The organism is Aquamicrobium aerolatum DSM 21857, from assembly GCF_900113935.1.
GTDB classification, from domain to species: Bacteria; Pseudomonadota; Alphaproteobacteria; order Rhizobiales; family Rhizobiaceae; genus Aerobium; species Aerobium aerolatum.
This window is the reverse complement of the sequence record NZ_FORF01000009.1, coordinates 119,204-130,966: the sequence shown is the minus strand read 5'-3', so window position 1 is coordinate 130,966 and position 11,763 is coordinate 119,204. Positions and strand designations below refer to the sequence as shown.

At 61.1% G+C, this 11,763-nt stretch carries 6 protein-coding genes; 3 read left to right on the top strand and 3 right to left on the bottom strand.

The genetic code is table 11. From position 1 onward, the window contains the following. Positions 1-12 precede the first annotated feature (12 nt). Positions 13-1,488: an outer membrane beta-barrel protein gene (locus tag BMZ42_RS09310; protein ID WP_091521380.1), complete on the top strand. Its 1,476-nt coding sequence runs from the start codon at positions 13-15 to the stop codon at positions 1,486-1,488. On the opposite strand, the gene galU is transcribed toward BMZ42_RS09310, so the two are convergent. Beyond that, on the bottom strand, positions 1,485-2,375 hold the full coding sequence (gene galU, locus BMZ42_RS09305) for a UTP--glucose-1-phosphate uridylyltransferase GalU (protein ID WP_091521377.1): 891 nt from the start codon (positions 2,373-2,375) through the stop codon (positions 1,485-1,487). The two genes, BMZ42_RS09310 and galU, sit on opposite strands and share 4 nt — an antisense overlap. A gap of 201 nt (positions 2,376-2,576) precedes the next feature. Between galU and BMZ42_RS09300 the strand changes: the two genes are divergently transcribed. Both BMZ42_RS09300 and BMZ42_RS09295 read left to right on the top strand, forming a co-directional pair. After that, the gene (locus tag BMZ42_RS09300; RefSeq protein WP_091521374.1) at positions 2,577-3,803 is read left to right on the top strand and encodes a lytic murein transglycosylase; all 1,227 of its coding nucleotides are present in this window, start codon (positions 2,577-2,579) and stop codon (positions 3,801-3,803) included. A 32-nt stretch (positions 3,804-3,835) separates the two neighbouring features. Further along, on the top strand, positions 3,836-5,050 hold the full coding sequence (locus BMZ42_RS09295) for an SGNH/GDSL hydrolase family protein (RefSeq protein WP_091521372.1): 1,215 nt from the start codon (positions 3,836-3,838) through the stop codon (positions 5,048-5,050). A 34-nt stretch (positions 5,051-5,084) separates the two neighbouring features. On the opposite strand, the gene BMZ42_RS09290 is transcribed toward BMZ42_RS09295, so the two are convergent. Together BMZ42_RS09290 and gltB are read right to left on the bottom strand one after the other, a co-directional pair. Next, on the bottom strand, positions 5,085-6,539 hold the full coding sequence (locus BMZ42_RS09290; protein ID WP_091521369.1) for a glutamate synthase subunit beta: 1,455 nt from the start codon (positions 6,537-6,539) through the stop codon (positions 5,085-5,087). 117 nt (positions 6,540-6,656) lie between these two features. After that, positions 6,657-11,381 carry a glutamate synthase large subunit gene (gene gltB / locus BMZ42_RS09285; protein ID WP_091521367.1) on the bottom strand — a complete coding sequence of 1,575 codons (4,725 nt, stop codon included), beginning with the start codon at positions 11,379-11,381 and terminating at the stop codon, positions 6,657-6,659. Positions 11,382-11,763 lie beyond the last annotated feature (382 nt).

Sequence of the window (11,763 nt, the reverse complement as noted above, 5' to 3'; positions counted from 1 at the left end):
TGCCGAGCGACCATGTCATCACCGCGGTCCCATGTGAAAGCACTTTCCCGTCACGCAAGCATCCTGGCTTGCGCGACCGCGATGCTTGTCGGCTCAATGGCATATGGCTACGCGCAACAGGTGTCTGGTCTTCGCATTGCTTCGGCAGAGCGGTCTGATGACGACCTGTCAACGCAAGCAGCTTCTGGCGCACTTGCACAGCAACGACGAGCCGTATCCGACGAGGTTGCAGAAACAGGCAGCTTCAACACCCGAGCTCAAACCTTTGAGCAGCAGTCGGGGGAGGCAAATGAACGTGCGTCGCGGGACAATACCCGCACCAGCGCAATAGAAGCCCATAGCCGAAATGCCGAGGATAATCCGTATGCTCCGCTTGGGCTGAGATTAGGCACATTCCTGCTCACCCCTACTCTTGAGCAGGGCCTGACATGGACTTCAAACGCTTCCGGCAGCGCCGGCGGGCGTGAAGCAGTGCTGTCTGAGACGACCTTGAGACTCAACGCGGTGTCAGACTGGTCGCGCCATGGCGCATCGGTGCAGGCCGACGGCAGCTACCGGAAATCGCTGTCGGGTGAATCCATCTCCGACGTCAATGGCGGTGTCAGTGGCGATCTGCGGTTCGACCTTGCCAACGGATACACGGCGCGGATCGGTGCCAGCTACCGCGCCAGCCCTGAATCAGCCTCCTCACCGGTCGATCTTGGCAACGTCACATCGCGGCCACTCCGCCAGACCTGGAACGCCAATGCGGGTCTGTCACGTGACCTTGGAAAGCTTGCTTTCGGCCTCAACGGGGCGATATCGCGCGATCTCTATGGCAGCGCGGACCTCGCGGGAGGCAGTGTCCTTTCGCAAAGCCATCGCAACTCGACCCTCGCCAGCGCGACTCTGCGTGCCGGCTACGAGATATCCCCCGCTCTGGCTCCTTTTGTCGAAGCCGAGATTGGCCGACGATATTATGATCAGAAAGTCGATCCCAACGGTTTCGAGCGCTCTGCCAACCGCTATGGGCTGCGGGCCGGTCTCGAACTGGATCTCGGCGAAAAGCTGCGCGGCGAAGTCGCTGCGGGCTGGCTGACCGAACGCCCTGATGACCAGCGACTGTCGGCCATCTCCGGTCCTTCGATGAACGCGCGTCTCAGCTGGTCGCCGATGCGCGGGACCACTGTTGACCTCAATGCGTCAACTTCCGTCGAAACGACCACGTCCGTCGGGCAATCAGGATCATTGCTTTATTCTGGAAGTCTGGGTGTCAGCCGCGAAATCCGCGCCAACCTGACAGGACGGGCACTGGTTGGTCTCGACTTGCGCGACTACAGTGGCGGTGGACGCGATCTGGTCATGCGGGGCGAAACCAGCCTGACCTGGTGGATGAACCGTCACGCCGGGATCACCGGGCGAGCGCGGCACGAAATTCAGCGCAGTACGCTTGCTGGCCGCGACTATGACGCGACCAGCATCTATCTTGGAATGACGCTACAGCGTTAAGCTTCCGCGTCGGACGCTTTGCCGAGATGGCGTGCGATGACGCTCTCCACGACACTGCGCAATTCGGGCTTTTGAAGTGCGATTGCGATATTTGCTTCGACAAAACCTTCAGGCGATCCGCAATCGAACGTGTCACCCTGATAGTGGTAGCCGAACAGGGTCTGCTCCTTGCCCAGTCGCTGCAGCGCATCCGTGAGCTGTATCTCGCCGCCCGCGCCGCGCTCCTGATTTTCCAGAAGACCGAAAACCTCCGGCTGGAGGATATAGCGCCCGTTTATGTAGAGGTTGGACGGTGCTGTTCCTTTTGCGGGCTTTTCAACCATTCCAGTGATCTGGAAGCCAGTGTGCAGCTCTGCACCCTTTGCAACGATGCCGTATTTGTGTGCCTCTTCGGGATCGCACTCCTGCACCCCTATCACGTTGTTGCCCGTTCGCCGGTAGAGATCCACCATACCCTTCAGGCAGCTCTCCTCGGACTGCATGATCATGTCCGGCAGCAACAGCGCGAAGGGCTCATTGCCCACCAGATCCCTTGCGCACCACACGGCATGGCCCAGGCCAAGCGGCTCTTGCTGACGAGTAAAGCTCGTCTGTCCTGGTACAGGCTGCATGGCACGCAGCATGTCGAGCTGACTTTTCTTGCCGCGTTGTTCGAGCGTATCATACAGTTCGAACTGGATATCGAAGTGGTCCTCAATCACCGCCTTGTTGCGACCGGTGACAAAGATAAAGTGCTCGATTCCCGCCTCGCGTGCCTCGTCCACGACATATTGGATGACCGGTCGGTCAACCACCGTCAGCATCTCTTTCGGGACAGCCTTGGTCGCTGGCAGAAAGCGGGTACCAAGCCCTGCAACCGGAAAAACAGCTTTTCTAACTTTTCTCATGTCGATCACAATCCCGTTACAGCACGCCGAGGCATAGCCACGACATTTTCATGTCCTTATCAGTACTCATTCTATCCATTCTGTTACGGATATGGGCCAGAGGCTGAATAATTGCCGCTGGCAGGAGGCATGGTAAACGTTTCACTAACTTCCATCAGCAATGATTGGTTCCTTCCAAGCCACAACACAAAGGAGGCTTCCATGACCGTTCGGGCCTTGACGAAACGTGTCACCTCATCGCTGAAAATCGCAGCCGTGGCTGCTGTGATTGCCTCATCCGCGACGTCAGCATTCGCAGACGCCGGCTTCCAACGCTGGGTCAGTGAATTCCGCGGCGTTGCGACCCAAAGTGGCATCACCCGCGCCACGTTTGATCGCGCCTTCGCCAATGTCACGGCACCGGATCGTGAAGTCCTCGAGCTTGCCCAAAACCAGCCGGAATTCAACGCGCCGGTGTGGCAATATTTCGACAACCAAGTCAACGACGAGTCAATCGGCAATGGTCGCCGCATGGCGCAGCAACACCGCCGCACGCTGGACGCCGTAGAGCGAAATTTCGGTGTTGATCGCAACATCGTTCTGGCGATCTGGTCGATCGAGTCGCGTTACGGTCAGGCGCTCACCAACGAGCGGATCATGCGCAACGTCATCCGTTCGCTTTCGACGCTGGCCTATGCCGACAAGAAGCGCCAGCGCTTCGCCCGTCAACAACTGATCGCCGCCTTGAAGATCCTTCAAAACGGCGACGTACGGGCAGATCAGCTGACCGGATCATGGGCTGGCGCGATGGGCCATACGCAGTTCATCCCGACCAGCTACCAGGCCTGGGCAGTCGATCTGGACGGTAATGGAAAACGGGATATCTGGACTTCTGTCCCTGACGCACTCGGTTCGGCAGCCAATCTCCTGAAAGACAATGGATGGCGCAACGGCCATGCCTGGGGCTATGAAGTGGTGCTGCCCAAGGGACGAAAATTTCCCGCAGGAAAAGCGACGCTGGCGCAGTGGCAGGCGATAGGCGTCGTACGTGCGGACGGTCAAAACTATCCGCGCCCCAACGATCAGGCGGAGCTGAAGGTTCTGGAAGGTCGCGAAGGGCCCGCGTTTCTCGTGCTCCACAACTTCAACGTTCTGAAGCGGTACAACAGCTCTGACCGCTATGCGCTGGCGGTCGGGTTGCTCGCCAACCAGATTTCCGGTCAGCCGCCTCTGCGCCGCGACTGGAACCGCCCGTTTACACGTCTGTCATTCACTGAAACGCAGGAACTCCAGAAGCGCCTGAGCGCACATGGATATTACAACGGTGAAATCGACGGACGTATCGGCGGCGCTTCCCGCGAAGCCATCAAAGCGCTACAAGCGCGTATCGGCATGGCACAGGACGGTCACCCAAGCATGGAGCTGCTGTCACGCCTGCGAAAGCAGTAGCAGTCAGGTCAACGTAACTCGCGGGAGCAGGCATGCGGTCACGCAAAGCACCATTTCTCGGCACATGGCGCGCGTGGTGCTGCCTGCTCCTGCTGACGCTGGCTCTTCCGGTTGCCCCGACCTTGCTTGTCACGAGCGCGCAGGCTCAAGAACGCTCTTCGGGCGGCGGTATCCTGCGGTTTCTCTTTCAGCGCAATGAGCCGCAAAAGCAGCAACGCGTTGCGCCCCCTGCCCCGCGCAAGGCCGCCCCAGCCCGAAGGACACCGCGGCCACCCGTCGAGCCGGCAACACCCGCTATCGAAAAAGCGGCCGATGCCCAGCGCGTCCTTGTCGTTGGTGACTTCATGGCCAACGGCTTGGCGGAAGGTCTTGCGACTGCTTACGCGGAGGAGGCCAAGGTCGTCATCGTTGAACGTGCAAACGGCTCATCAGGGCTGGTCCGCGACGACCACTATAACTGGCCGCAAAACCTTGCCAGCATCATCGACACGGAGAAGCCCTCCGTCGTCGTGGTCATGATCGGATCAAATGACCGCCAGCAAATGCTGGTTGCAGGAACACGCGAGAATCCTCGCACAGAAGCGTGGACCACGGAATATGAGCGGCGCGCAACAGCGCTTGCGAAAGTCGTCCGCGCCAAATCGCTGCCGTTGATCTGGGTTGGCAATCTGCCGTTTCGCCCCGGTGGCATGTCGTCCGACATGATCGCTTTCAATGACATGTTCCGTCGCATCGTGGCCGAGGCAGGCGGCGAATTTGTCGATGTGTGGGACGGTTTTGTGGATGAAACCGGCGCATTCGCCGCCAACGGCCCGGACATGAACGGCCAGCCGGCACAATTGCGCGCCAGCGATGGCATCAACATCACCCGCCAGGGGCGACGCAAACTCGCCTTCTACGTCGAAAAGCCTCTGGGCCGCTTGCTTGATCTGACGCAGGAAAGCCCAGGTGTAAAGCTGATCGATCCAGAAGAGCTGATCGGTCCTCTGCCCAGCGAACCAGGCGATACAACGCCGGCGGAAATCGTTCGCACGGCGCCAGTTTCCATCAATGATCTTGGTGGCGACAGCAGCGGACTGCTGGGAGCGTCGTTCACGCGTCCCTCTCGCGGCGTGCCGCAAACAGCCGGCGAACGATTGATCCGCGAAGGTATCGTCCCCGTGCCGACGCCCGGTCGCGCAGACGACTTCACCGTGCGACGCCCCATGCCCGCGAGCCCGGAAACAACCACCTCCACGACGCCGTGATCATGTGTCCCGGTCCATTCCGACCGTGTGATAGTCAGCGAGGGAGCAGCGTTGAACCCATCAGGAACTTGTCGATCGAATGCGCTGCCTGCCGGCCCTCACGGATCGCCCAGACCACCAGCGACTGGCCGCGACGAACGTCTCCGGCAGTGAACAGCTTGTCGACGCTGGTCTTGTAGTCCTGATCGTCCGCAACAACGTTGGTTGAGCGGCGCGCATCGACATTCAGCTCAAGCTGGCCTTCGAGTTCGGTGGTTAACCCCCCGGCGATTGGGCCGGAAAAACCGATAGCGATGAAGGCGAGATCGGCACGGATGATGAACTCCGTGCCTGCGACGGGCCTGCGACGCTCGTCCACTTCGCAACACTTCACACCGGTCAGCACGCCGTCTTCGCCGACGAATTCCAGCGTCGCGACCTGGAATTCGCGGTCAGCACCTTCTGCCTGTGAGGATGAGGTACGCATCTTGGTCGCCCAGTAAGGCCAGACCGTCAGCTTGTCTTCCTTCTCAGGCGGCTTCGGGCGGATGTCGAGCTGGGTGACGCGAACTGCACCCTGACGAAACGCCGTGCCGACGCAGTCCGAAGCGGTATCGCCACCGCCAACGACGACGACATGCTTGCCACCGGCAAGGATCGGCTCGGACGGCCACGCGACCGACTGGATATCTTCCTTGCCGACACGGCGGTTCTGCTGGACGAGATACGGCATCGCATCATGGACACCCTCAAGCGCCGTCCCCGGAATGTCCGCTGGACGCGGGGTTTCGGAGCCACCGCAGTAAAGAACCGCATCAAACTCAGCCAGAAGATCAGCGACCTTCTTGTCGGCCCCGACGTTGACGCCGCAATGAAACGTAACACCCTCGCCTTCCATCTGCTTGACGCGCGCGTCGATGGTGCTCTTCTCCATCTTGAAGTCCGGGATGCCGTAGCGCAGCAGACCACCGGGCCTGGACTCGCGCTCATAGACGTGAACCTCGTGCCCGGCGCGGCCGAGCTGTTGCGCCGCTGCCAGCCCCGACGGCCCCGAGCCGATGATGGCGACCTTCTTTCCGGTCGAGATTTCGGCAGGCTGCGGCCGGATGAAGCCCGTCTCATAGGCCTTGTCGGCAATCGCCTGCTCGACCGTCTTGATCGCAACCGGCACGTCCTCAAGGTTGAGCGTGCACGCTTCCTCGCATGGCGCGGGGCAGATGCGGCCGGTCCATTCCGGAAAATTATTGGTCGAGTGGAGATTGCGGATCGCCGTCTCCCAATCGCCATTATAGACGAGGTCGTTCCAGTCCGGGATCTGGTTGTGGACCGGGCAGCCAGTCGGCCCATGGCAGTAGGGAATGCCGCAATCCATGCAGCGCGCCGCCTGCTTCTGCACCTCCTGATCCGACATCGGGATCGTGAATTCGCGATTGTGGCGGATGCGGTCGGATGCCGGCTGGTAGGTCTGCACCTGCCGGTCGATTTCAAGAAAGCCTGTCACCTTGCCCATGGCTGGTCCCGGAGTTTCGAAGTGATGTTCTGACCGCCATGCGGCCACTTGTTCAGCGCTGGTCCGCCCCCGGTTTGAGCGGCGGTGGAACGCCCATGGTAAACATCCCGCGCGGCGTCATTCGGCGGCGATTCCGGTGCGCATGCGCTCCATGTCTTCCAGCGCACGGCGATATTCGACCGGCATCACCTTGCGGAATTTCGGCCGGAAATATGCCCAATCGTCGAGGATTTCACGCGCGCGCGTCGAGCCGGTGTGGCGCAGATGGTTGGAGATCAGCTGCGCCAGACGTTCTTCGTCATGCCGTGTCATGTCGCCCGATACATCGACGCGCCCCATATAGGCAAGATCCCCGCCGTGGTGATGCAGCTTTTCCAGAATGTCGTCTTCTTCCGCCACCGGCTCCAGCTCAACCATCGCCATGTTGCAGCGCTCGGCAAAGTCGCCCGCCTCATCCAGTACATAGGCGACGCCACCCGACATGCCGGCGGCAAAATTGCGCCCGGTCTGGCCGATGATGACGACGACGCCGCCGGTCATGTATTCGCAGCCATGGTCGCCGACACCTTCGACAACCGCAACCGCACCAGAATTGCGCACCGCAAAGCGCTCGCCAGCGACGCCACGGAAGTAACACTCGCCCTCAGTCGCACCATAGAGCACGGTGTTGCCGACGATGATCGATTCTTCCGCCACGATGTTGGTATCTTCCGGCGGACGGATGACGATCTTGCCGCCCGACAGCCCCTTGCCGACATAGTCGTTGCCGTCGCCGATCAGTTCGAACGAAACACCGCGTGCGAGAAACGCCCCGAACGACTGACCCGCCGTGCCGGTCAAGCGCACCGAAATGGTGTCGTCCTTGAGGCCCTTATGACCGAAGCGCTTGACGACAGCCCCCGACAGCATCGCCCCGGCCGAGCGGTCAACATTGCGGATCGGCAGTTCGATCTTGACCGGCAGGCGCGTTTCCAGCGCAGGCGCGGCCTCAGCGATCATCTGGCGGTCAAGTGCATCGTCGATCGGATGCTCCTGCCGCCGCGTCCAGAAAATCTCGTCCTTCGCGGCGTCGGGCTTGTGGAAGATGCGGGAAAAGTCGAGCCCGCGCGCCTTCCAGTGCTCGATCATCTCCTGCTTCTCGATCAGCTGCGTCTCGCCGACAATCTCGCTGATGCTGCGATAGCCCATTTGCGCCAGCAACGCCCGCACCTCGTCGGCGACGTAGAAGAAATAGTTGATGACATGCTCAGGCGTGCCCTTGAAACGCTTGCGCAGCACAGGGTCCTGAGTGGCGACGCCCACCGGGCAGGTGTTGAGATGGCACTTGCGCATCATGATGCAACCTGCCGCAATCAGCGGAGCCGTCGAGAAACCAAACTCGTCTGCGCCCAGCAACGCGCCAATGACGACGTCACGTCCCGTCTTCAGCCCGCCATCGACCTGCAACGCAATGCGCGAGCGCAACCCGTTCAGCACCAGTGTCTGGTGGGTTTCGGCCAGACCGATCTCCCACGGCGAGCCGGCATGCTTGAGCGAAGTCAGCGGCGACGCGCCGGTGCCGCCATCATAACCGGAGACGGTGATGTGATCGGCACGGGCCTTGGCAACGCCGGCGGCAACCGTGCCGACACCTACCTCCGACACCAGCTTGACCGACACATCGGCATCCGGATTGACGTTCTTCAAATCGTAGATCAGCTGCGCCAGATCCTCGATCGAGTAGATGTCATGGTGCGGCGGCGGTGAAATCAGGCCGACCCCTTGCGTCGAATGCCGCGTCTTGGCGATGGTCGCGTCGACCTTGTGGCCGGGCAGCTGGCCGCCCTCGCCGGGCTTTGCCCCCTGCGCCACCTTGATCTGCATCATATCGGAATTGACGAGATATTCGGTCGTCACACCAAACCGCCCCGACGCCACCTGCTTGATCGCCGAGCGCTCCGGGTTGGGCGAGCCATCAGGGAGCGCCTTGTAGCGGTCCGGCTCCTCCCCCCCCTCGCCGGTGTTCGACTTGCCGCCGATCCGGTTCATGGCGATGGCCAGCGTCGTATGCGCCTCACGGCTAATCGAGCCGAACGACATCGCGCCGGTCGAAAAGCGCCTGACGATCTGCGCGGATGGCTCAACCTCGTCCAGCGGCACCGGCGCACGACCGGTCTCGTCGGCCATCCGAATACGGAACAGGCCACGAATATTCTTCGCCCGCGATGAGGCATCGTCGACCTGCGCGGAAAACTCCTTGAAGGTGTCCGACGAGCCCTTACGCACTGCGTGCTGTAACGCCGCAACCGCATCGGGCGACCACATATGGGCCTCGCCGCGCATGCGGAACATATAGTCGCCACCGACATCCAGCGCCGTCTTCAGCACCGGGTCGTCGCCAAATGCCAGCGCATGCCGGCTCACCGTTTCCGCCGCCAGCTGCTCCAGCCCGATCCCTTCGATCATCGTCGCCGTACCGGTGAAATATTGTGCGACAAACGCGCTGGACAGGCCGATGGCGTCGAAAATCTGCGCCCCACAATAGGATTGATAGGTCGAGATGCCCATCTTCGACATCACCTTGAGAATGCCCTTGCCAATCGACTTGATGTAGCGCGTCACGACTTCGTCGGCGTCGACTTCCGGCGGAAACTGGCCCTTGGCGTGCATGTCCTGCAAAGTGTCAAAGGCAAGATAGGGGTTGATCGCCTCGGCGCCGTACCCCGCCAGACAGCAGAAATGATGCACCTCGCGCGGTTCGCCCGACTCCACCACCAGCCCGACAGACGTGCGCAAGCCCTTGCGGATCAGGTGATGGTGAACGGCGGCTGTTGCCAGCAGTGTCGGAATATCGATGCGGTCCGCACCGATCTGGCGGTCTGACAGGATGATGATGTTGTAGCCGCCGGCGACCGCCGCCTCGGCGCGCTCGCACAGCCTTTCGATCGCCGCCGGCATCCCTTCCGCGCCTTCCGAGGCAGAATAGGTGATGTCGATGGTCTTGGTATCGAAACGGTCTTCGGTGTGGCCGATGGAGCGGATCTTTTCGAGATCGCCATTGGTCAGGATCGGCTGGCGTACTTCCAGCCGCTTCTTGCGCGACGAGCCGACAAGGTCGAAAATATTCGGACGCGGGCCGATGAACGACACGAGGCTCATCACCAGTTCCTCGCGGATCGGGTCGATCGGCGGGTTGGTGACCTGCGCAAAATTCTGCTTGAAATAGTCGTAGAGCAGGCGCGTGCGGTCCGACATCGCCGCAATCGGCGTGTCGGTGCCCATCGAGCCGACAGCTTCCTGCCCCGTGGTCGCCATCGGCGCCATCAACAGCTTCAGATCTTCCTGCGTGTAGCCGAAGGCCTGCTGGCGGTCGAGCAGCGACACGTCGCGGCGTGGCGCACGCGGCTCCACCGGCTCCAGTTCCTCAAGGATCAGCTGGGTGTTGTGCAGCCATTGCGCATAAGGGTGGCGTGTCGCGATCTGCGACTTGATCTCGTCATCGGCAATGATCCGACCTTGCTCAAGGTCGATCAGCAGCATACGACCCGGCTGCAACCGCCACTTCTTGACGATCTTATGCTCCGGAATCGGCAACGCCCCCGCCTCCGAAGCCATCACGACACGGTCATCATCGGTGACGACGTAGCGCGCCGGGCGCAAGCCGTTGCGGTCCAGCGTCGCGCCGATCTGGCGGCCATCGGTAAAGGCCACGGCGGCGGGGCCGTCCCACGGCTCCATCAACGCGGCGTGATACTCGTAAAATGCCTTGCGCTCCTCCGCCATCAGCTTGTTGCCGGCCCACGCTTCGGGGATCAGCATCATCATCGCATGCGCCAGCGAATAGCCGCCCTGCACCAGAAACTCGAGCGCATTGTCGAAACAGGCGGTGTCCGACTGGCCTTCGTAGGAGATCGGCCACAACTTCGAAATATCGTTGCCAAACAGCTCTGAATCGACCGACGCTTGCCGCGCCGCCATCCAGTTGACGTTGCCGCGCAGCGTATTGATCTCGCCATTATGCGCGACCATGCGATAGGGATGCGCCAACTGCCACGACGGGAAAGTGTTGGTCGAAAACCGCTGGTGAACGAGGATCAGCGCCGATTCAAAGCGCGGATCGGCCAGATCCTTGTAATAGGCGCCAACCTGACTGGCGAGGAACATGCCCTTGTAGACAATGGTGCGTGACGACAGCGACACCGTATAGGCGCCATCGGTGCGCCCGCCATTCTCGGCATAAATGCGCGCCGAAATCACCTTGCGCAGAATGAACAGACGCCGCTCGAAATCGTCCTGGCTGGCAATCGCCGCACCGCGCCCGATGAAGACCTGCCGGTGATGAGGCTCGCTTGCGGCAATATCGGGCGCGCGCGACAAGGATGAATTGTCGACCGGCACGTCGCGGAACCCAAGCAGCACCTGCCCTTCCTGCGCCACGACCTCTGCAATGATCTCGTCGCAACGCGACCGCGCCGCCGCGTCCTGCGGCAGAAACATGTAGCCGACGGCATAATCGCCAACCCGCGGCAGATCGACACCCTGAGCCGCCATCTCGGCGCGAAAGAACCGGTCCGGGATCTGTACCAGCACACCCGCCCCATCGCCCATCAGGGGATCGGCACCCACCGCCCCGCGATGAGTGAGGTTTTCAAGCATCGCCAGCCCGTCCTCAACGATCTGATGCGACGCCACCCCCTTCAGTTGGGCAATGAAGCCGACGCCGCAGGCATCGTGCTCATTGCGCGGGTCGTAGAGGCCCTGGGCCGGGGGGTGCCCCGAAGGCCTTGCGGCGGTTTTGACGTCTGCCGCTGTGCTGCGCGCGCCCAAGCTCCGGGTCGTGTCAGATTGCGTCAGGAACGTCATAACCATGTCCTTCCATGCTGGCCCTGGCGGGCGTGCGGGGTCGACTCAAACGGCAGCATGTTCTCAACATGCGCCCAATCGTCCGGCAGTATCTCTGTCAAAAGCCGTATCAGCGGCACCAAGGTCACCCGCGACCAGTCGTCGAGCTGCCCTTGGATAAGACAGCATTGCTGTCGTAATTTTCTTGCCACACTCTCAAATCCGCCGCAAGACGAAAGCAGCAAAAAAACGCCGGTTCTCGTAATTTTCTTTCACAAATATGTTCAAAGAAGGCCTTTTCGTTCGCCTCCTGCTACCGTCAGACCTCCTGACAGCGCGATGTGCTTGCCGCCTGGCTTGTGCTCGTACACAGTGCCCGCCCCTGAACTGAATCGTGGATATC

What these genes read in the sequence shown, in the direction of transcription:
- BMZ42_RS09310 (WP_091521380.1), top strand. Translation starts at nt 13, where the DNA reads ATGTCATCACCGCGGTCCCATGTGAAAGCACTTTCCCGTCACGCAAGC.
- galU (WP_091521377.1), bottom strand. Translation starts at nt 2,375, where the DNA reads ATGAGAAAAGTTAGAAAAGCTGTTTTTCCGGTTGCAGGGCTTGGTACC.
- BMZ42_RS09300 (WP_091521374.1), top strand. Translation starts at nt 2,577, where the DNA reads ATGACCGTTCGGGCCTTGACGAAACGTGTCACCTCATCGCTGAAAATC.
- BMZ42_RS09295 (WP_091521372.1), top strand. Translation starts at nt 3,836, where the DNA reads ATGCGGTCACGCAAAGCACCATTTCTCGGCACATGGCGCGCGTGGTGC.
- BMZ42_RS09290 (WP_091521369.1), bottom strand. Translation starts at nt 6,539, where the DNA reads ATGGGCAAGGTGACAGGCTTTCTTGAAATCGACCGGCAGGTGCAGACC.
- gltB (WP_091521367.1), bottom strand. Translation starts at nt 11,381, where the DNA reads ATGACGTTCCTGACGCAATCTGACACGACCCGGAGCTTGGGCGCGCGC.